Annotated in this window: 19 protein-coding genes; 14 read left to right on the top strand and 5 right to left on the bottom strand. The window is 48.2% G+C overall.

Annotation, left to right across the window (positions count from 1 at the left end):
* Window positions 1-30: 30 nt before the first annotated feature.
* Window positions 31-2,544, top strand: a complete 2,514-nt coding sequence (locus IPL85_03315; GenBank protein QQS20431.1) for a right-handed parallel beta-helix repeat-containing protein — start codon at window positions 31-33, stop codon at window positions 2,542-2,544.
* Between the two features lie 48 nt (window positions 2,545-2,592).
* Here the strand turns inward: IPL85_03315 and IPL85_03320 are convergent, their stop codons facing one another.
* Window positions 2,593-3,072, bottom strand: coding sequence for a hypothetical protein (locus IPL85_03320; GenBank protein QQS19292.1), 480 nt, complete (start codon window positions 3,070-3,072; stop codon window positions 2,593-2,595).
* Window positions 3,073-3,973: 901 nt separating this feature from the next.
* Between IPL85_03320 and IPL85_03325 the strand changes: the two genes are divergently transcribed.
* Both IPL85_03325 and IPL85_03330 read left to right on the top strand, forming a co-directional pair.
* On the top strand, window positions 3,974-4,735 hold the full coding sequence (locus IPL85_03325) for a ParA family protein (GenBank protein ID QQS19293.1): 762 nt from the start codon (window positions 3,974-3,976) through the stop codon (window positions 4,733-4,735).
* The gene (locus tag IPL85_03330; protein QQS19294.1) at window positions 4,722-5,591 is read left to right on the top strand and encodes a ParB/RepB/Spo0J family partition protein; all 870 of its coding nucleotides are present in this window, start codon (window positions 4,722-4,724) and stop codon (window positions 5,589-5,591) included. The genes IPL85_03325 and IPL85_03330 overlap by 14 nt, the downstream gene beginning before the upstream one ends.
* Window positions 5,592-5,603: 12 nt before the next feature.
* Here IPL85_03330 and lepB read toward each other — a convergent pair whose 3' ends face one another.
* Window positions 5,604-6,266, bottom strand: a complete 663-nt coding sequence (gene lepB / locus IPL85_03335; GenBank protein ID QQS19295.1) for a signal peptidase I — start codon at window positions 6,264-6,266, stop codon at window positions 5,604-5,606.
* A 110-nt stretch (window positions 6,267-6,376) separates the two neighbouring features.
* On the opposite strand from lepB, the gene IPL85_03340 reads away from it, so the two are divergent.
* The 3 genes from IPL85_03340 to IPL85_03350 are packed head-to-tail and all read left to right on the top strand — an operon-like array spanning window position 6,377 to window position 9,970.
* Window positions 6,377-7,960: an LCP family protein gene (locus tag IPL85_03340; protein ID QQS19296.1), complete on the top strand. Its 1,584-nt coding sequence runs from the start codon at window positions 6,377-6,379 to the stop codon at window positions 7,958-7,960.
* A complete protein-coding gene (locus tag IPL85_03345) occupies window positions 7,957-8,709 on the top strand; it encodes a hypothetical protein (GenBank protein QQS19297.1) in 753 nt (250 codons plus the stop codon). The genes IPL85_03340 and IPL85_03345 overlap by 4 nt, the downstream gene beginning before the upstream one ends.
* A 43-nt stretch (window positions 8,710-8,752) precedes the next feature.
* Entirely contained in the window at window positions 8,753-9,970 is a 1,218-nt protein-coding gene (locus IPL85_03350; protein QQS19298.1) for a trypsin-like peptidase domain-containing protein, read from the top strand.
* Window positions 9,971-10,004: 34 nt separating this feature from the next.
* On the opposite strand, the gene prmC is transcribed toward IPL85_03350, so the two are convergent.
* On the bottom strand, window positions 10,005-10,847 hold the full coding sequence (gene prmC / locus IPL85_03355; GenBank protein QQS19299.1) for a peptide chain release factor N(5)-glutamine methyltransferase: 843 nt from the start codon (window positions 10,845-10,847) through the stop codon (window positions 10,005-10,007).
* A 377-nt stretch (window positions 10,848-11,224) separates the two neighbouring features.
* Between prmC and IPL85_03360 the strand changes: the two genes are divergently transcribed.
* Window positions 11,225-11,446, top strand: a complete 222-nt coding sequence (locus tag IPL85_03360; protein ID QQS19300.1) for a hypothetical protein — start codon at window positions 11,225-11,227, stop codon at window positions 11,444-11,446.
* 15 nt (window positions 11,447-11,461) lie between these two features.
* On the opposite strand, the gene prfA is transcribed toward IPL85_03360, so the two are convergent.
* Complete coding sequence (prfA, locus tag IPL85_03365) at window positions 11,462-12,520, bottom strand: peptide chain release factor 1 (GenBank protein QQS19301.1); 1,059 nt, start codon at window positions 12,518-12,520, stop codon at window positions 11,462-11,464.
* 184 nt (window positions 12,521-12,704) lie between these two features.
* Window positions 12,705-13,049, bottom strand: a complete 345-nt coding sequence (locus tag IPL85_03370) for a type B 50S ribosomal protein L31 (protein QQS19302.1) — start codon at window positions 13,047-13,049, stop codon at window positions 12,705-12,707.
* 455 nt (window positions 13,050-13,504) lie between these two features.
* Here IPL85_03370 and rpsB point away from each other — a divergent pair, with 455 nt between their 5' ends.
* The 7 genes from rpsB (at window position 13,505) to proS (ending at window position 20,574) form a co-directional block, all read left to right on the top strand.
* Window positions 13,505-14,218, top strand: coding sequence for a 30S ribosomal protein S2 (gene rpsB, locus IPL85_03375; protein QQS19303.1), 714 nt, complete (start codon window positions 13,505-13,507; stop codon window positions 14,216-14,218).
* Between the two features lie 142 nt (window positions 14,219-14,360).
* The gene (locus tag IPL85_03380) at window positions 14,361-14,954 is read left to right on the top strand and encodes an elongation factor Ts (protein ID QQS19304.1); all 594 of its coding nucleotides are present in this window, start codon (window positions 14,361-14,363) and stop codon (window positions 14,952-14,954) included.
* A 496-nt stretch (window positions 14,955-15,450) separates the two neighbouring features.
* Window positions 15,451-16,014, top strand: a complete 564-nt coding sequence (frr, locus tag IPL85_03385) for a ribosome recycling factor (GenBank protein QQS19305.1) — start codon at window positions 15,451-15,453, stop codon at window positions 16,012-16,014.
* Between the two features lie 54 nt (window positions 16,015-16,068).
* Window positions 16,069-16,722: a di-trans,poly-cis-decaprenylcistransferase gene (gene uppS, locus IPL85_03390; protein ID QQS19306.1), complete on the top strand. Its 654-nt coding sequence runs from the start codon at window positions 16,069-16,071 to the stop codon at window positions 16,720-16,722.
* Entirely contained in the window at window positions 16,723-17,928 is a 1,206-nt protein-coding gene (locus tag IPL85_03395) for a site-2 protease family protein (protein QQS19307.1), read from the top strand.
* Window positions 17,909-18,745, top strand: coding sequence for a CPBP family intramembrane metalloprotease (locus IPL85_03400; GenBank protein ID QQS19308.1), 837 nt, complete (start codon window positions 17,909-17,911; stop codon window positions 18,743-18,745). Before IPL85_03395 ends, IPL85_03400 begins: the two co-directional genes overlap by 20 nt.
* Before the next feature lie 128 nt (window positions 18,746-18,873).
* Complete coding sequence (gene proS / locus IPL85_03405; GenBank protein QQS19309.1) at window positions 18,874-20,574, top strand: proline--tRNA ligase; 1,701 nt, start codon at window positions 18,874-18,876, stop codon at window positions 20,572-20,574.
* The last annotated feature ends 8 nt before the right edge of the window (window positions 20,575-20,582 follow it).

Here is a 20,582-nt window from a genome sequence, read left to right on the forward strand (position 1 = left end):
ACCCTAGCCGGTGTCGGTAACGCCACGAGCATAACTATCCCGAACTCTCTGAACGTCAACTTTAGCGCCATCGTCAACACCGACCAAACTACCGGCACCGGCGTTACTATCCAAGACCTAAGACTCGAGGGCAACAAAGCTAACCAATCCGGTGTGATCGCTATGGTAGGTGTTGACTTCAACAACATGGGCGGTGGCTCCGGCTCCGGTGCTCGCCAGGGTGCCAAGATACTGCATGTCCGGTCGAATAGTTGGTACTACAATGCAAGTAGTAACTGTCAGGGCGGTCATGGCATTTGCTTGCGCAACAGCTCCAACAACACACTTACAGGCAACACTGTACAGGAAAATGGTGGCCCCGGCATCAACTTGGAAAGTTCCCACAACAACACCCTTACCGGCAACACCGCGCAGGGCAATAACGGAGGCATTGGTCTCAATAATGCCGACAACAATACTGTCACCGGTAATACTACGCAGGGGAATAGCGGCAGAGGTATCGTCAGCAGCTTTAGCTCCAGCAATACCTTCTCTGGCAACACCATGCAGGGGAATAGTAACGGCGGTATCTCTCTCTCCCTCGACTCTAACAGCACGGTATCCGGCAACACTATCCACGACAACGGTGGAGCGCTCACTAACAATGGCATATCTATGGGCACTTCCGATACTAACACCATCATCGGAAACACTATCACGGATACCGGCTGCAGTACCAACTGCTATGCCATTGACATTAGCGACTCAGGTTCGGACAACAACTATCTCGCCGGGAACGTCTTCAGCACTACTTCTGGCACTGCCATCATCAACGACATTGGTACCGGCACGATCTACGCCGGTCAAGCCATGACAGCCGGTGGTCTTGACATCCGCTTCAAACAAGCCGCCTCCGCTTCTGCCTTCCAAATCCAGAGCGGTGCAATAGACTACCTTACCGCCGACACAAGTGGTAACAAGATCCAAATAGGTTCCGCCACCACTGACGCCAATGCCATTCTCTTCGGCCTAGACAGCTACAACAACGCAACTGACCCCACTGGCTACAACGGAGCCATGTACTACAACAGTAATACCAGTAAGTTCCGGTGTTATGAAGGCGGTATCTGGACAAACTGTGCCGGTGCTGCCGCTAGTGCCATCCAGAACCAGTATGCTGGGACTCAGACTGCAAACTTTAACATACAAAGCGCCGCAGCCGCCCAGGTAGTCGCTGTTATCCAAGGCGCCGCTAGTCAAAGCGTGGATATTCTCCAGGTAAAAGTTTCGGGCGGTAACATACCGTTTCGTGTCAGTTCTACTGGTGACGTGACTATGGCTAGAAACACACTGTATATGAATACGACCACAACCAATGCACAGCGTATATACATTTCTGGCAACATAAATTCCGGCGCTGTTTCGCAGTACGGTATACAAAATGAGCCAATCTTCCTACCAACGGCTGGAGCTGCGGGTGGGAATATATTTGGTTTTACTAACACGGCAATGCTTGCAACCAGTAGCGTAAATATTGGTCAGATATTTGGATCTGTAACGGGCGTTTCAACCAACGCAGATTACACAGGAACCCTTACGGCTGCACACGGCTTAAATATTCAAAATCCATCTATGTCCGGCAGTAAAGCAGCGAACTACTACGGTATTTCTATAAATGGTGTAACAAACAACGGTGGCAATACGTCGGGCACAATTAAGAACAACCAGTTATTCATAGGAAACACGACGGTAGGTGCAGGGGCAGGCGGCATACTTTACAACGTTGGAGCGCGTATTGTAATCCCTTCTGGGTCTGGAGGCACCACTCATAACTCCGGTCTAGTTATAGCCGATAGCACCGCTTCTGTCTCTGGCACATGGTCCCTGTACAACAGTAGCGCCCAAGTAAGTTACTTTGCTAGTAACGTAACCATTGGTACTTTGCTAACAGCCGACGTTACGGCAGGTAACGTTCAGATAGGATCTGCTACAACTGATGCTACTGCAAAACAGTTCGTGTTAGACAGCTACAACAACTCAACTGACCCAACAGGAGTTACGGGCGGCATGTACTACAACAGTGCACTTGCTGTGTTCCGCCGCTATGAAAACGGGGCTTGGAAGGACTGTTTAACGCGCCACCTCGTGACACTTGGTTCAGATATAACCAACAACAACGCAACCGCCAACACCATTGCTAATGTTACAGGTCTCAGTTTTGCGGTTACATCTGGTAGAACGTATCGCTTCCATGCCAATATTGTCTATACGGCTGCTGCTACCACTACAGGCTCTCGCTGGAGCGTCAATGGGCCTGCGACGTCGCTACTTAGCTACGCCACGCGCTACGGAACTACTGCCGCGACGGAGGCCTTTACCTATGCATCGGCGTACGACAACCCGGCGGCAAGCAACACCGATTCGCCAAGTACTGCGGGCAACACTGCAATTATAGAAGGAATTGTCACTCCTTCGGCCGGTGGAACTCTGACTGTCAGATTTGCCTCAGAGGTGTCAAGTTCGGCAATTGTAGCAAAAGCCGGCAGTACTATTGAGTGGTGGTAGGTCGAGTTAATCCACCCCAGCTCGGTATAAGCACCGAGAAAGGGTTAATCAGTCAAGCTCTTTGAGACTAGCAGCCATCTGGCTAATGACATCCTGTGGAGTACTGGAGTCGCCGCTAATGTTTACAAGTGTACGGCTGCCAGATATGATTGCGACTGGTGCTGCCCCGGCTTTGCCAATGTAAGCAGTCCCCAGGGCAGTTTTAACAGGGTTAAGTCCGACTATGCTTTCAAGCATAAGATTTTTTTGAGGAAGTGCCTGTTCAGTAAATGTCATTAGTTGAGTGTTTTTTCTAAACTCAAAAACAAGTATGCCATCGCTGTAGGCAACTGAGTCGGCATTGAGCTTGTAGCCTGGAGGGATGTTCTCTGGGTATAGAATGGGGAAGCCAACGCGGCTCAAAATGGTTTTGTCAAAAGGCTGTTTGTTGTCTCTGCCAAAAAACACAAATGCCGCAGTACACAGCAGCAGTAAGACAAGGCAAATACTGCCTAGCCGTGATGCTTGTAACTTTGTGAGTTTTCTCATGCTTCAATAGTACCGAAAACACGTGGTTTTGGGAAACTATGTACAGAACATGGCACCGGCGAGGTGTTAGCCCGCAGCTATGTGCTCCGCATAGCCCCTTTTAACAGAGTAGCTGTGGATAACTGGGGTAAATTAACTACTTTGAGTAAAAAATGTGCACAAAAAGTATTGCAATTGTTTTAACACTAGCGCATACTTGGACACAGATTTCCCGCGTACTTTGCGGAGGGATCAAAAACTTCAAACCAAAAAAAACAAAAACGTATTCCTAAAAAGCAGGCACTCTCGCAAGGCCTGCTTTTTTTATTGCCCGCAAAAATGATTGCTGCCCGCTCGGAAGAAATGTTGGTGCCACACAGAGTTACGTGACCCGTACGGGCGAAGTAGCATAATTTGGGGGTGCCGGCATGTTTATTGGCTGGCTGTATTTCGGGGCAGGGGGGGTAATTAACCCGAACTTGGCTTAAACGCCGCGTTTTCGGCAACGGGAGTTAATCCAGCTGTAAAAAATCCTCGTCCCTGAAAACTTCGCGCCCCCGCTCGACTAACCGCTGAAAGTGCTAAAGGTGGCGTTTACATCGAAAGGAGCCAAACCACGCAGGATAGCTTAGAGCCTGGTATTAGTGCACTAAGCGCCATGTCGCACAATTATCCAGCAACACGTTCAACAGTAGAATATTAACGAAGAAGCATTGACAGTGCAGGTTAGTAGAACGGCCACTCGCGGCCTTTATTGCAAGTAGCAGGATACGCAAAAAGGGAGTAGCACAGTAGTACTAGCAGTATGATACCATAGGATATTTTTTGTAAATGTCAGGCAGATCGACTGGAGCGATAGGCGTGAACGTTTACGCCAGGGCGGCAATCTGGTAGGCTTATAGATAGATGAGGAATGTTTGAAATGGCGTACGTGCTTGCAATAACAAATCAAAAGGGCGGTGTAGGCAAGACGACCACGGCAGTTAATCTCGCTGCCCAGCTTGCAACCGCCAAGCGACGTGTTTTGCTTGTCGACCTTGACCCGCAAGCCAACAGCACGAGTTCGCTTGGAGTTGACAGGGAAACTTTAGGTGCAACATTGTACGACGTTGTTATTGGAAAGGCTAGTGCTGCCGATATCGTCTTGCCTACTGCAATAAAGAATTTGTTTGTGCTACCAGCCAGTCCGCAGTTGGCTCAGGCAGAGGTTGATTTAGTTAGTACTAGTGGGCGTGAGCAAAAACTGAAACAGGCTTTGGCAACCGTAGACGCAGAAATTGTTATTATTGACTGTCCCCCAGCCCTTGGCCTACTGACGGTCAACGCGCTTACGGCCGCGAATGGTGTGCTTATTCCGGTTCAGGCAGAGTATTTTGCGCTGGAAGGTTTAAGCCAACTGATGCAAACCATGCAGCTAGTCCGAAAGGGATTAAATACAGACCTACACATATTTGGAGTAGTTCTAACTATGTATACAAAACGCACGGTGCTTAGTGAAGGGGTGAAGCAAGAAGTTGAGAAACACTTTGGTGAGAAATTATTCCGGACTGTCATTCCTCGTAACATACGCTTGGCTGAAGCACCGAGTTACGGTAAAACTATATTTGAGCACGACAAATGGAGTAAAGGTGCCCGTGCGTACAAGGCATTGGCGCTGGAGGTAGTCAAACGTGGCAACTTCTAAGCAACATACTGGTTTAGGCCGGGGCCTCGGCTCTTTAATCCCAGAAAATTTTGACACGGCGACTCTGCTTGAGCAAGGCGAACGTATTCAGCAACTTGAGCTTACGCTGCTACGACCAAACAGCGACCAGCCGCGCACCATATTCGACGAAACTGCTCTTGCAGAGCTAGCCGCAAGCATAAAACAACATGGCATTGTACAGCCTTTGGTTGTAACGAATCAAAAAGGAACCTACCTTATCATTGCGGGCGAGCGACGATGGCGCGCTGCAAAAATAGCGGGGCAGAAAACTGTTCCAGTGATTGTGCGTAGTCTAAAAGAGCAAGAGCAGCTTGAGGTGGCGTTAATAGAAAACGTTCAACGCGTTGATCTAGGGTCGCTCGAGCAAGCGGTTACAATCGAGCGCCTCCATGTTCAGTTCAACCTGAGCTACAGCGAAATTGCCAAACGGCTTGGCAAAGCGGAAACAACCGTCAGTAACATTGTTCGCTTGCTTGGTCTGCCCAAGCCTGCCCAAGCCGCCCTAAACGAGGGTCAAATAAGTGAAGGTCACGCTCGGCAAATCTTGGCGCTCAAAGGCATGCCCGACAAGCAGGCAGAGTTGCTCGGGCTTATCAGTAGCCAGAAGTGGAATGTCAGACAGGCCGAGCGTTTTGTGACATCGGTTAAGTCGGGGCTACAGGCCGTCAAAGCAGTGCAGTCGCGCATGGCTGCTGAAACACCAGAAACCAAGCAGCTCAGTAAACGCTACCATACACCCATTAAAATATATCGTACGGCAAAGGGCGGTCGGGTGGAAATGCAATTTACCTCAGACGAAGAGCTCCAACGTCTTCTTGGCGAGCTGGGTCGTTAAGAAGAACCGTAGTTAAAACTTTTTAAAATTGTTTATCGGAAAGATACGGGCAACCAGCTTACCGACAACCTGATCTGTCTGTATTGGCCCAAACGTGCGAGAATCGAGTGAGTTTGGCCGGTTGTCGCCGCAAACAAAAAGTTCTGTTTCTGAAAGCCGCACATCTAAATTGTTCATGGTGGGGGGTATGGCTCCATCCTTGCCGTAAGGCAGCGTAGTATCCGGCTGGAAACCCTCAGGGTAGTCTTTGTTGTACACGGTTACCACATTATTTTCTATAACTATTCTTTCGCCTGGCAGAGCGATGACGCGCTTGACGAGTTGCTTTGCATCGTCACCGGCCGTGTAATTAGAGAGACCGGTTTCATTCAGGATAATTATATCTCCTCGGTTTGGGACGTATTGATTGCCGGTTATGCGTGACCAAGTTCGTCCGAGTTTCCATACGATGAGTCGGTCATTATGCTGCAGAGTTGTTTCCATGCTGGGGCCGTCTACTTGGTATGACTGAAAAACAAAGATTGTTAAACCAACAGCTATAAGTGGCGCCAGTAGCAGTATACCAATGGTAGAGAGTGTGCTCCTGACCGAATAGTGTTTCTCGCCCTCTGGTTTTGAATGATTGGTATTCTGTACTTCGGGTTGGGCGCTGTCGAGTAGTGGTTGTTCTTGCATGCAGTACCTACTATACGTTACGACTGGAGAACTTCCAAAACGCGCGCCATTCACATGTGGGGTTTACGAGCATAAGCGTCTTGTCGTATACTAGGTCTCATACCAGACTTATGAAAACAAATACAACACAGTCTAAGCATGTTCCTCGCGCTTCTCTCGACGGGTTTAATGGAACAAGAAATATCCACAGGGTTGATTATGCAGGTTTGCAACCAACATCGAGAGTACCAGTAACGCAGCAATATGCTCTAGCTGAAACATTAGCCCCAAAAAAACCAATTCAGCTGCCACAGCAACAACAAGAAGCCGACGTGCCCCAGTTTGATCTACCGAAATATGTTGCACCAGAAAGGCCAAAAGCAGTAGTTAAAAAGCGCACCCCCTGGAAGCGTCACATCCTCAGGACTTTGGCGGCATCGACTGCCCTCTGCCTGCTTTTTGCGGGAGTACTGTTTTGGAGGGGCTACGTCAATATACACAAAGTTTTCCGTGGTAACAACACTGTAGCCGCGCTCAGCGCAGAGAAGGTAGCCCCGGAGCTCCTGAGGGGCGAGGGCGATGGACGTGTAAATATTTTAATGCTCGGCGCTGGTGGAGAAAATCACCCTGGCGGCGATCTGACAGATACAATCATGGTGCTCAGCGTTGACCCAGTCAATAAAACGGCTGCTATGCTCAGTGTACCGCGTGATTTGTGGGTGAAAATGCCGGTTAATTATTTTGGTGCCTATCAAAAAATTAACGCCGCTTACAGTAGCGGTAAATACAAATACTTGGGCAAAACAGACTTAAAAAATGATGACCAGCAAGCAATTGAAGCCGGTTTTGCTTCAGCGAGCGAAGCGGTCAGTGGTGTTCTAGGGATAAAGATAAATTATCATGTACTCGTCGACTTCCAGGCTTTTGAGCAAGCAATTGATACAGTTGGCGGTGTGTCGGTAGATGTAAAAGAGCAGTTGTATGACCCAACCATGGCTTGGGAAAATGCCAATAACCCCGTTTTGGCTCCGGCTGGCTCCCAGAATATGCAGGGGAAGCAGGCGCTGATGTACGCGCGCTCCCGCGAAACGAGTTCAGACTTTGCTCGTTCTGAGCGACAACGGCAGCTACTGGTTGCACTGAAGGAAAAAGTTCTAACGCTAGGCACGCTGAGCAGCCCGGCGCGTATAGATAGTCTGATGGATTCATTTGGGGGTAATGTCAGAACCGACCTGAGCACACAAGCTGCCAGCCGACTGTTTAGCATTATGAAGGGTATAGCGGATAACGATGTTGCGTCTCTGAGTCTAACGACCCCACAGAGCTTGGTTACGACCGATCGGGTCGGCGATGCGTCTGTTGTGCGTCCAAAGGCGGGCTTTAACACATATAGTGACATCCAGACGTATGTTCGGTCGCAACTGCTGGACGGCTATTTAGTGAAAGAAAAGGCGCATGTTTACGTAATTGGTTCATCAGAAAAATTGCGTTCATATACCGAGGCTACTTTGGCCGGCTACGGTTACAACGTGTCGGGCAGTTCGGTAATGCCAACTGTTCCACCGGGGATGACTGTTGTCGATCTATCAAACGCCGTAGCTCCTTACACATTGCATTATCTTCAAGACAGGTACGGTGTTGCGGCAACGAAGCAATTACCTCACGGTGTAGAGGTGCCAAGTGGGACGCAATTTGTTATAATTACAGGGACATGAGGCCACTGATTACCAAAATGAAGCCCAGTAAGGGTTTTTCTCACTCAATCTATATATTATTGAACGTTTTGTTCCCTGTATTAATAGTTGCCCTCGTACGCGGTGGGTTCGAACAAGTTGCCTTTGGCCTCATTTTACTTAGTAAATGGCGTATGTTTGCCGTGCGGCCACGATTTTGGCTGGCCAACATCCGTACAAATGCAGTCGATATTACTATCGGTCTGTCGGCTCTTGCGCTTATGTCTGGTACCGAAACAACCTGGCTTCAGCTGGCTTACGTTGCAGCCTGGGCAGGCTGGCTTGTTTTTATAAAACCTCGCCACGATATATTATGGGTGTCGTTGCAGGCATTTATTGCTCAGGTGATTGGACTTACGGCAGTGTTCTCGGCCTGGGATCATATTTCGCTTATTGGTTTGGTCGCCACAGTTGGTTTTATTTGCTTTTTTTCGGCACATCACTTCTTTTACAGTTTTGAGGAAGAGCATATTCGGTTGTTGGCGTACATATGGGGGTACTTTGGCGCAGCACTCACGTGGATTTTGGGGCATTGGCTCATTTATTACTACGGTGTTGTCGCCCAGCCAACACTTATCCTTTCTGCAATGGCGTTTAGTATTGGAACACTGTATTATTTAGACCATTTTGATAAACTATCTCGTTTTGTGCGCAGAGAAATTCTGTTTGTTCTCGCAACAATTTTACTAGTCATCATTGCATTTTCAGATTGGGGAGATAAAACCATATAGGTTATCAGCAAACTATCAGCGACTAATAGTATAAGAGGAATGTATGGATATAGAGACATCACCGCAACAGAAAGAAAACAGCGCGCAAAAGCTACCGGCTAAAAAAGCCACCTTACTTACGAAAATCCTCATTGGGTTGATTATTTTTAGCATCAGTTTTGGGGGTGGTTGGCTCGGTGCATCCAGTAAAATGAGCGATACTGATAGCCGCGCCGTAGCAGAACAAAAAACTATCGTCACAAACACGGCGAATTTAGTTAGTTCAATCGCAGGTAGCGTTGGGGGTAGTGTTGTATCGGTCAATGTGACGTCGCAAAGTACGGCCACGGGTTACGGGGGTTTATTTGATTTTGGGTATGGCCCGTACACCCAGGAAAGTGCGGGTACAGGGGTTATTATTAGCTCGGATGGCCTTATTATGACAAACCGACATGTAGTACCGACGGGTACAACAGATGTGAGCGTCACATTGAGCGATGGAACGGTTCTAGACAAAGTTAAAGTCATCGCTCGGACAAGCAGCCGCGACACGCTTGATATTGCGTTTCTGAAAGTAGAAGATGACGAGGGCAAAAAACTGGTTGCGGCCAAACTTGGTGACTCGAGCAAGATGAAAGTGGGCGATGCAGTTGTGGCCATAGGCAATACACTTGGACAGTTCCAAAACACAGTAACCAGCGGCATCATTTCGGGCTACGGCCGCAGTCTTGTTGCCGGTGATGGTTCTGGCGATCAAGCAGAGAACCTAGACGACATGTTTCAGACCGATGCGGCTATCAACCAGGGTAACTCTGGTGGTCCGCTAGTAAATATGAACGGGGAAGTTATTGGAATAAACACGGCGATAGCAAGCGACGCACAAACGGTTGGCTTTGCTATTCCTATCAATAATGTGAAAGGTCTCATTGAAAACGTAAGGAAAAGCGGCAAGCTCGAACGTCCGTATCTGGGTGTTGTCTATGTTATGTTAACCGATGATATCGCCGAAGAGTACAATCTTGGCTCAACTAGGGGTGCCTACATACCGAAAACAGAAGACATGGGGAGTGAGACGGTAATCAAAGGCGGTCCGGCAGCAGAGGCGGGTATAGCAGAGGGCGATATAATTACCAAAATTGACGGCACAGACATAAACGAAAAATCTAGTTTACTGTCGATATTAAGTAAGCACAAAGCAGGTGACAGTGTTGAGCTTACTATTTTACGCGGTGATGCCACAAAAACTATTTCTGTAAAACTGGGCATTGCTCCTGCCAACTAGCTTCACCCAGGATGAGTCTTTGTATCTGAAAGTTTCACTTGAAGCGGGTAGGTCGAGCAAAGCACTGGGCTAATCCGTTTGTGGTGACGTGGTCAAACCCGTGAGAATGTGCCATTTCTGTGAGCATTTCATGCTGGTGTTCAAGCGATTCGGTGATAATGCAGTATGGCTGCAGACCGTGTTCGTTGATCTGTTCAAAAAGTCTCCGGTACACAGCGAGACCGTCGCCGCCACCGTAGAGAGCGAGTTCCGGTTCGTGAGTAGCAGCGGTGTTTACCGGGTAGTTTTCAGGTACATACGGGAGGTTAGCGAGGATTATTGAGTTTCGAATTTGGAGTTTTGAACCTTGAAAAGGCTCAAGTAAGTCACCCTGCAATAAACTAATGTCGGCGCCCAGGCTAGCTGCATTTTGGGCGGCGACTTTTAAGCATTCATTATCAATGTCTGTTGCAGCAATTTTTGAAGCTGGACACTCCAATTTTGCAGTAATGGCAAGTGCGCCGCAGCCAGTGCCAATATCTATGACGGCAGTATGTGGCTCAGCCAGCATGCTCCGTTTTAGTAGCACAATCATGGCCTCACTTTCAGGCCTGGGTACCAACACGTGTTCATTTACAACAAACTCTCGGCCGTAAAACTCAACTTTTCCGCGTATGTAGGCCAGGGGAACGTGCTGTGCTCTTTGAGTAACATTTGTGTTCAGATTTTTTACTACCGACCCCTGAAGAGCGTGTTCAGGGTGCGCCAAAAGCCACGCTTTATCACACCCCAACTCGTCACTAAGCAGGACTAAAGCATCGAGCCTAGGGGTTTCAATGCCCGCAGTTTCTAGCCTGTGTACAGTAGTGCTCAACCAAGAAGAAATTGTATCAGCCACGTTGCTCTCTATGTGTGTTAAGGAATGCAAAGACTATTGTTTCCTCGCCTCGCTGAAGATATAAAGTGCGCAGGTCACTTCTAGCGAACTTTTGTGCAGGCCGTGTTACATCGGTGTCGATTTTTTTACTTATGGCAGTAGTCATGCCCACACAGTATATACAAAGTAGGTTTTTTTCAACCAAAATTTGCAATTTCATAAAAACATGCAAAAGCAATTGACAAAACCGAGATGGTGAGAGTATTATTTGGCTCATGACAGAATCATTACCTGACCTTAGCGGTGACCCTAATAAGTTTAGGCATCTACATTTTTTCCGATTCAGATGAACATTTGGGTAAAGTGGTTGACGTTGCAAACGAAAATTGCTTGTTGGTGTGACAGTCATCACCGATCCAGGGACTGCGGCGAGGGAGTATGCCCAGCAAGCGAGAGCCTTAAATCAACTAGGGGACACTGCTCATGATCCAGACGGGTATGCTTTGCATGCTCGTGGATGGGTTCAGGGGGGTGGCGCATTCGTAGTATTGACGGGTCGAATCGGCGTGGGGCTGTTTCATGAGGAATACCACAGGCTCTATGGAGCGCAAGGCCAGTAACAGCGAAGAACTCTACTACTGGCCGTCACTGATGAGGCTGCGTTCGTAGTCGGCTAGTTTATCCATGAGGTCGTCTATATCGCCGTTCATAGCGGCGGGAATGTTGCTGCGGCTGTAACCTATGCGGTGGTCGGTTATACGGTCTTGCGGGAAATTGTAGGTGCGGATTTTTTCGCTGCGATCACCGGTACCAATGAGTTTCTTGCGCGCATCACTGAGCTGTTTTGCTTCCTCGTCAATTTTCATTTGCAGAAGTCGGGAGCGTAAGACACCGAGTGCCTTGGCCTTGTTTTTTATTTGTGACTTTTCGTCTTGGTTTGCTACAACTAGGCCACTTGGAAGGTGAGTGATGCGTACAGCCGAGTCGGTGGTGTTGACGCTTTGCCCGCCATGTCCGCCACTGCGGAACACATCTATCCGCAGGTCGTTTGGGTTGATTTCTATGTCTGTTTCCTCTGCTTCTGGGAGTATGGCTACAGTCACAGTAGATGTGTGGATACGACCCTGCGACTCTGTGGCGGGTACCCGTTGCACGCGGTGTACACCAGCTTCAAATTTGAGGTGTTTGTACATGTCCTGCCCGCGCATAGCAAAAATTATTTCTTTAAACCCGCCAACTTCACTTGGACTTTCGCTGACCAATTCTGTTTTAAAACCCTTTATTTCACCCCATCTGACGTACATGCGGTATAGCTCGGCCGCAAATAGGGATGATTCATCGCCTCCAGCACCGGCACGGATTTCAATAATCACATCTTTTTCATCGTTGGGGTCTTTAGGAGTGAGGGCTTCAGAAAGGTAAGTGGTGAGAGATTGCAGATTGGCGCGCAGAGATTCAAGCTCCGCAAAAGCCATTTCTGCGATATCAGGATCAGAATCCTGTGACATTTTTTCGGCGTCGTAGATCTGTTGTTTGGTCGAAGCTAGCCTATCAAACAGTGACACAATGTCTTCTAGGTAGGCTTGTCGTTTTGCCAACTTTGGATAGCCTGGTTCAGAATATACTGAAGAATCCTGCAGCTTTCCCTGGAGCTCAGCGTATTCATCACGTAGCGATTGTTCTTTTTGATCCATAGACTTTTATTAGTATAACCCTAGCTCGGTGTAAGCACTACTATTAGCGGTTTCAGGCGCTAGCGAGTGAGAGCGAATCCGTCAGGGGTGGCAAGTCTTACAACTCGTCGATGACGCCGAGTTCGGATTAGTATAAACCAACCAACCGAAAGAGTGATACCATCGACGGTTTGTATGGGGCTAGTTACTTATTGTCGCTTTTTTCGTCTGCAGCTTTTTCGGCTTTTTTCTCGGCGCGGGCAGTTGATTTTTTGGCAGCGGCCATGCGAGCTTCTTTGGCTTTTGCGGCGGCTTCGGCACGAGCCTTAAATTTGTCAACGCGGCCTTCAATGTCGAGAACACGTTCTTCGCCGGTGTAGAAGGGGTGGCTCGAACCAGTTATGTGCACTTTTACGAGGGGGTATTCAACGCCGTCGAGCTTGATAACTTCGTCTGTTTTCACGGTGGAGCGTGTCAGATATGTTTGATTGTTATTGAGATCCTGGAACACCACCAGGCGATAATCTTTCGGATGAAGATCTTTTTTCATTTGGTATAACCTCTGCCCTAAATGGTTGATTGGTATGTTTGGCTTTCGGATTAGCAACGGGCGACTTGCAGTCCGACGTATCCCAAACAATTAGATTCATTATATCACCTCTGTTACTCGCATCACCAGCCTGCTGCCGGCAAACACGTTCTTTATTATGCCCCGGGGCGGCCCGGGCGGCGGGCGGGGGGGGCGGCGGCCCGCGGGGGGGGGGGAGGGGGGGGGGGGGTCGACGCTCCTGCTTGCTATGAGGCGCTATATCTGTTACGATAAAACGGCAATTAACTAAGCAGGTGCGGGTGAAAATCCTCTGCAGCGTGGCTTTGCAAGCGCGCTTGTGGTGACCCGACCGGTGTAAAAGGATGAGATGGTCAGTGGTTGTAGGTGGTAAGGTAGAGTCGCAGACTTTTCCTTAAAAACCTTACACCGCTACCTATTCCTAGGAAGGAGTCTGCATGGCAGACGTAGATATCAAGAAATTATTAGAGGCGGGGGCGCACTTTGGGCACAAAACCGAGCGTTGGCACCCAAAAATGGCGCAGTACATACACAGTAAGCGCGGCGGAAGCCATATCATTGACCTAACCAAGACGGTCACAAAGCTCGAGGAAGCGCTCGCTTTTGTGGAAGAAATGGCAAGCAAGAACAAGCAAGTTCTGTTTGTGGGTACAAAGCGTCAGGCGGCCGACATTGTAAAGACATTAGCCGAAGAAACTGGTCAGCCGTACGTCACCGAGCGGTGGCTTGGCGGCATGCTAACCAACTGGAACACAGTGGGTGCGCAAATCAAATACCTCGTTGACCAGGAAGCCAAAATGGCAAGCGGCGAGCTGGCAAACAAATTCAATAAGCTCGAAGTACAGCGCTTCCAAGAAGAAATAGACGCTATGAATGTTCTGTACGGCGGCATCAAGGAGCTCAATGCTCGTCCGGGCGTCGTAGTTATATTTGACATTGTGCATGACAAAAACGCCGTCAAAGAAGCCACTAAGCTCAAACTGCCTATTGTGGGCGTGTGCGATACAAACGCAAATCCAACCGGCATAACTTACGTAGTACCGTGTAATGACGACGCTATCAAGGCGCTGCAACTACTGGCCGATTATTTTAAGTCAGCCGTTTTGAACGGAAAAGCGAAAACCAAAACACCTGAAAAGGCTGAAGCTTAATTGACCTTTTGGCATTGATCTTTGTTCAGTACTTTTTCGTCTGACACTGACCATCGATCTGCCGAGTAGTAGCAAATGAAAAATGTAAAAATGATCAGTTAACGATCAAATTTAAAAGATCAACGATCAAGGAGAAATAACTATGGCTATAAGTATTGAAGACATAAAGCGACTGCGTGAGCTTACCGGCGTAGGCATGACCGATGCCAAGCAGGCGCTCGACGCGGCAAGCGGCGATTTTGACATCGCACTGAAAGAAATGCGTAAGAAAGGCCTCACTAAGGCCGAAAAACGTGGTGAGCGCGAAGCTCGTCAGGGTCTTGTTGGTACCTACAATCACGATGGCCGCATAGGTGTTATCGTGGAAGTAAACTGCGAAACAGACTTTGTGGCACGCAACCAAATTTTTCTAGATCTCGTAAAAGATGTTGCCATGCACGTTGCGGCGAGCAATCCACAGTACGTTAGCAGTAATGATATACCAGCAGAAGACCGTGAGGCCAAAAAGCAGGAACTACTTGCCAGCGATGCATTAAAAAGCAAGCCAGCAGACATGGCCGAGAAAATCGTAGAAGGCCAGTTGGGCAAGTACTTTGCGGACCTGTGTCTTTTGGATCAACCATTCATAAAAAACCCAGACCAAACGGTGGGGCAGTACGTAACTGACCACAATGCACGCCTCGGCGAAAACATTGTCGTCCGCCGCTTCAACCGCATCGCCCTCGGCGAAAAATAACTCGAAGGATGGCTACTACCATACGACCACTATCAGTGAAGAAGTATTATGGGAAATATCATGAGCGGAAATTTCGACACACTAAAAATGCTAGATCAGCGCGATCAGAAGCACTGGTTAGTAAGATCGAAAGATTGCTCGTAGGTGATGCATCGTGCATAGTTGTAATGCCGGGCTTTGATCTTTAGGAATGATCAAGAAGCATCGCTCGGTGCAACGCAAGTAGACGAAGATCAGATAACGGCTTTCTGGTGTCATTGCTGCTTTAGATCAAGTTCCAAAATTATGTATTTCTGGGCTGTGGCATTTCGCCCCCGCTGGAGAATCCTCGCCAACAGGTAAGGTCCCATTGAGGGCTGGGAGGTGTATGTACTACCTACATAGATTTTGCAGGAGTAATCGGTCTTGTCGGAAAAGGTCAACTCATTTTTAGCTCTGTTGAGGGGCAACAAACAACCCAACAAGATGGTATACTTGTCTGATATAAGGAGACAAAATGAATCCACAGCAGGTAGTTGAAGATGCAAAGAAAAAGTTTAGTGCGGCAGTTGAGCATTATCACGAACAGTTGAAAACTTTGCGCACTGGGCGCGCGAGTGCCAGTATGCTCGATGGCGTGATGGTAGAAGCGTACGGTACACCCATGCCACTGAACCAAGTGGCAAATGTGATTGCGCCTGAAGCGCAGCTGTTACAGATAACGCCTTTTGATCCAAATAATCTGCAGAAAATTGCTAGCGCTATTCGTGATAACCCGAGCCTCGGGCTAAACCCAAGCGATGATGGCAGGGTTGTGCGGCTACCCATCCCTTCTCTGACAGAAGAGCGCCGTCGAGACATCGTAAAACAGCTGGGCAGTAAACAAGAAGACGCTATGATTGCCATCCGGAACATCCGACATGAAGCTATGGACGCCCTAGACGCTGCCAAAAAAGACAAAGTCATTGGCGAGGACGACGCAAAGCGGCTTAGTACACAGGTTGAAGAGGCTATGCAGAAAACTCGTACAGAGATAGAAGCCGCTACCAAGGGCAAAGAAGTAGAAATCATGAAAGTGTAGCGAGTTTTGATTATTTCGGAACTACCTAGTCTCCCGTCACATGTTGGTATTATCATGGACGGGAATCGTCGTTGGGCTCGAAAAATGGGTAAACGTTCTATCCGCGGACATGCCGCTGGCCAGGAAGTATTACACCAGATTGTTGAGCATGCCTTTAAGGTAGGAGTGAAGTATCTTACGGTCTACGCTTTTTCAACAGAAAACTGGCGCCGAAACGACACTGAGGTAAAGTACCTGATGCAGCAGATTGATCGAGCCCTCAGGAAGCACCTACAGGAATTTATCGACGCTGAAGTGCGGATTGTCATACTCGGGAGCGCAGACGGGCTTTCAGATAAGGTGAAACGATCACTCATGGCTGCCGAGCAAGCTACCGAGAATGGGACAAAGGGGACGCTAGGGGTATGCCTAAACTACGGTGGGTATAAAGAACTAGTCGATGCTACCCGAAAGCTCATAGACTCGGGCGTAGAAACTCAAAATATTGACGATGAAGCCATTGAGCGCCAGCTATATCATCCGGAATTACCACCCATAGATCTTGTGATTCGCACTGGTGGCGAGAAACGCCTTAGTAATTTTATGTTGTGGCGGGCGGCATATAGTGAGTTAATATTTCGAGATGAGTATTGGCCCGATTTTACGCCACGGATTTTCAACGAATGTCTGGTAGAATATAGTAAACGTCAGAGGAGGTTCGGTAAATAGATGGTTATATTCATACTAGGAATCATATTGTTTCTTGCGCTTATTATTACTCATGAAATGGGGCATTTTTTAGTCGCCAAGCGTAACGGTGTCAAGGCTGAAGAATTTGGCATTTTTTTTCCTCCTAAACTATGGAGTAAAAAAATGAAAGGCGGTTGGGATTTTACCATTAATCTGTTGCCCCTTGGTGGTTTTGTTAAGCTTAAGGGTGAACATGACAGCGACACTGAAAAAGGCAGTTTTGGGGCGGCCAGTGACTGGGTAAAAGCCAAGATAATGCTTGCCGGTGTAGCAGTCAACCTCGTGACAGCACTCGTGTTATTTACCATTCTCGCACTCTTAGGCATGCCAAAATTGATCGACAACCAGTTTACTATTGCCAAAGACACAAAGGTTTCTACTCAAAAACTACTTGCTGGCGCGGTCGTGCCCGGTTCTCCGGCGGAACGTATTGGCATAAAACCTCAAGACCAGATTCAGGCTCTGCGTGTAAGTAACCCAGGTGTGACTTGTGCAGAAGAAACTGTCTGTGAGCCGGCGAAGACCGTGTCTATAAATACTGCTACCGACCTTAAAAAATACACAAAGGAAAACGCTGGCAAATACGTTACCGTTCGGTACGTACGAGAGGGTAGTGAGTCTACTAAGCGGGTTCGTCTGCTGACAGATGCAGAAGTCCAAAAAAGTCTGAAAACAGATAATCCTTCCGGGCCTTTAGGTATTGCTCCGCAAGAAATCACTTTGCGGCGCTCGACGTGGTCTGCTCCAGTGGTAGCTGTGGGCTTGACGGCGCAGTTTACGCAACTGACATTGAAGGGTATCGGCACAGCCCTACAAGGTCTTGGCGGGATTATTGCCGGCGGATTAACAGGCAACACAACTGCTCGTCAAAACGCACAGACAGAAGCGAGCAGCCAAGTTTCAGGTCCGCTCGGAATCTATTTTGTACTTAAAGGCGGGAGTAGTCTGGGAGTGCTTTTCATGCTGTTTATAATTGCCATAATTGCACTCACTCTTGCAATCATGAATGTCCTGCCAATTCCGGCGCTCGACGGCGGTAGGCTGTACATGATGTTGGCTAGTCGCCTCACGAAGGCTAAACGACTAACACCCAAAATGGAAGAAAACATTGTCGGGGCGAGCTTTTTGCTACTGCTCGGGCTTATCATATTAATCACACTCGTCGATGCCAAACGTTTCTTTTAATAAAGAAAACACTTCCCAAGTGAACCTCACCGATGTTAATATTGCCATCCCAGGTGAACCTACTTCAGAGCCTGATGAAAAAACAATAAAACACTATAGCCCGTTTGCCGCCACACTTTGGGCGTTGGTGTTGTATGTGACGACGCAGATTATTGCCGTAGCAGTTATTTTGCTGGGCCTACGAGCGCTCGGCTGGAGTGGTAAACGGACTGAATTATGGCTGCAGAGTGCCGTCTCAGCTCAGTTTTTGTATATTCTGCTAGCCGAAACCATGACAATAATCGCCATTTTGGCGTTACTACGCCACAGGCAGCTACCCATGCGACTATTTGGTTGGATTAAACCAAAGCTTATCGATATTTGGACTGCCCTGACGGGGTTTGGCGTGTATGTTCTCGGATATATTCTAGTCGTGGCTGTTGTCTCTAGCCTCATACCGTCACTCGATGTCGATCAGGAGCAACAAATTGGCTTTGGTACCGCTCATTCGCCGACCGATTTGCTCCTGGTTTTTGCGAGTTTGGTTATATTGCCCCCGCTTACAGAAGAAATAGTATTCCGTGGGTTCTTGTTTACTAGTTTGCGAGCGCGCAATACATTTGCCGCAAGTACTTTACTCACAAGCCTGCTTTTTGGCGTAGCGCACCTTCAATTTGGCTCGGGTGAGCCGCTTCTTTGGATTGCCGCCATTGATACATTTGTCCTTTCTTTGGTGTTGTGCAGTGTGCGAGAAAAATCCGGCAGCTTATGGCCAGCTATCTTCATCCATATGTTTAAAAATATGGTGGCGTTCTTGTTTCTGTTTTTACTGAAGTAGCAACGTGCGGTACAATGACTGCAATGCAAAAAAAGTATTGCCAACCTGATGCTCGTACCACGCCGCCCTGGCGGTACTGTTGTTACTAATTGTTTATTACCAGCTAAAACTTAAGTAGGAAATGTATTATGAAAGTATCACAGCTCGTTACGAGAACAAGTAAAACCGCTCCAGCCGAGGAAGTAGCAAAAAACGCACAGCTTCTTATACGCGCAGGCTACGTCTACAAAAACATGGCAGGGGTGTATTCATACACGCCGATCGGCCTGCGTGTACTTGAGCGCATAAAACACGTTGTGCGGGAAGAAATGGATGGTATAGGTGGTCAAGAGCTCATTATGAGTAGCTTGCAGCCGAAAGAAACCTGGGAAAAAACTGGGCGTTGGGACGAAAAGGTCGTCGACATCTGGTTTAAATCGCATTTGCAAGACGGCACAGAGGTGGGGTTTGGCTGGAGCCACGAAGAGCCCATTATTGAGATGCTTAAAACGTTCATTAGTAGCTACAAAGACCTGCCCGTATATGTCCATCAGTTTCAGACAAAGCTGAGGAACGAAGTGCGGGCAAAAAGCGGCATAATGCGCGGCCGTGAGTTCGTCATGAATGATATGTATAGTATGTGTGTTGATGAGCCTCAGCACGAGGCCTTCTACCAGGCGGCGATGGACGCTTACATGCGTGTGTTTGCGCGCATTGGGCTGGGTGATGACACCTACATCACTTACGCCAGTGGTGGAGCATTCACTACATTTAGCCACGAGTTCCAAACCATTTGCGATGCTGGTGAAGATTATATATTCTTGGTGCCTAGCACGAAGCAAGCTTTCAATGCTGAAATTGCCCCGGTAAAATCTGCTCCTGTCGAACAAGCAAGTGACATGAAAAAGATTGAAGTTTTTGACGAGCCAGAAACCATCGGTGTTGAAGCCCTTGTTGCTAAGCTCGGCATCCCGATTACGTCGAGTACAAAAACAATGTTGTATGATACCGATAAAGGTTTGATTGCTGCTGTCGTACGCAGCGACTACAAACTGAACGAAGATAAGCTGAAGGCTGTAGCAGATGCGGATTGGTTGCAACTGGCCACCGCCGAGCAGGTGCGTAAAGTCACTGGTGCGGAACTGGGCTTCGCGGGTCTTTATCGTCTGCCAGAAACGGTTCACTGCTTTGTCGATGAATCTTGCGAGCATCTGGTAAATTTTGAAACTGGCGCCAATGAGACAGGCAAGCATGCTTACAACGTCAACTGGGAACAAGACGTAGCCCACCCGACCGAGTTCTACGATATCAAGCTTGCCAAGCAGGGTGATTTATATCCGGAAACGGGTGAGGCTTATGAAGTTTACAAAACCGCCGAAGTGGGGAATATTTTTAACTTTGGTACCAAAAAGAGCGAGGACATGGACTTTGCCTTTACTAACGAGGTTGGAGTGCGGCAGTTTGTTCACCTGGGTTCTTACGGCATTGGGATTACCCGTCTCATGGGAGTTATTGCCGAAAAGTTTTCTGACGAAAAGGGGCTTAATTGGCCAGCCGTAGTTGCGCCGTACCAACTATATGTCATCCAGATTGGCCAAGAAACCGAAGTCGTAGAAAATGCTGAAAAATTGTGCGAAATCGCACAGTCATGGGGGGTCACTGTGTTGTATGATGACACCGATAAACGTCCGGGCGAAAAGTTTGCCGATGCCGATTTGCTAGGTATCCCCCATCGCGTTGTCGTCAGTTCTAAAACAATCAAGGCAGGAAATTATGAGTATAAAGCGCGTACGTCCGGTGATGCCCAAATGGTATCAATCGACAAACTTAGAAATATGTTGACCGTGTAGACGAAACC

Source organism: Candidatus Saccharibacteria bacterium (genome assembly GCA_016699955.1).
GTDB lineage: Bacteria > Patescibacteriota > Saccharimonadia > Saccharimonadales > UBA4665 > JAGXIT01.

Bases quoted from the DNA above. Each gene is read 5' to 3' on its own strand.
- IPL85_03320 (QQS19292.1), bottom strand. From the start codon at position 3,072: ATGAGAAAACTCACAAAGTTACAAGCATCACGGCTAGGCAGTATTTGC.
- IPL85_03325 (QQS19293.1), top strand. From the start codon at position 3,974: ATGGCGTACGTGCTTGCAATAACAAATCAAAAGGGCGGTGTAGGCAAG.
- lepB (QQS19295.1), bottom strand. From the start codon at position 6,266: ATGCAAGAACAACCACTACTCGACAGCGCCCAACCCGAAGTACAGAAT.
- IPL85_03340 (QQS19296.1), top strand. From the start codon at position 6,377: ATGAAAACAAATACAACACAGTCTAAGCATGTTCCTCGCGCTTCTCTC.
- IPL85_03345 (QQS19297.1), top strand. From the start codon at position 7,957: ATGAGGCCACTGATTACCAAAATGAAGCCCAGTAAGGGTTTTTCTCAC.
- IPL85_03350 (QQS19298.1), top strand. From the start codon at position 8,753: ATGGATATAGAGACATCACCGCAACAGAAAGAAAACAGCGCGCAAAAG.
- prfA (QQS19301.1), bottom strand. From the start codon at position 12,520: ATGGATCAAAAAGAACAATCGCTACGTGATGAATACGCTGAGCTCCAG.
- IPL85_03370 (QQS19302.1), bottom strand. From the start codon at position 13,049: ATGAAAAAAGATCTTCATCCGAAAGATTATCGCCTGGTGGTGTTCCAG.
- rpsB (QQS19303.1), top strand. From the start codon at position 13,505: ATGGCAGACGTAGATATCAAGAAATTATTAGAGGCGGGGGCGCACTTT.
- IPL85_03380 (QQS19304.1), top strand. From the start codon at position 14,361: ATGGCTATAAGTATTGAAGACATAAAGCGACTGCGTGAGCTTACCGGC.
- frr (QQS19305.1), top strand. From the start codon at position 15,451: ATGAATCCACAGCAGGTAGTTGAAGATGCAAAGAAAAAGTTTAGTGCG.
- uppS (QQS19306.1), top strand. From the start codon at position 16,069: ATGGACGGGAATCGTCGTTGGGCTCGAAAAATGGGTAAACGTTCTATC.
- IPL85_03395 (QQS19307.1), top strand. From the start codon at position 16,723: ATGGTTATATTCATACTAGGAATCATATTGTTTCTTGCGCTTATTATT.
- IPL85_03400 (QQS19308.1), top strand. From the start codon at position 17,909: ATGCCAAACGTTTCTTTTAATAAAGAAAACACTTCCCAAGTGAACCTC.
- proS (QQS19309.1), top strand. From the start codon at position 18,874: ATGAAAGTATCACAGCTCGTTACGAGAACAAGTAAAACCGCTCCAGCC.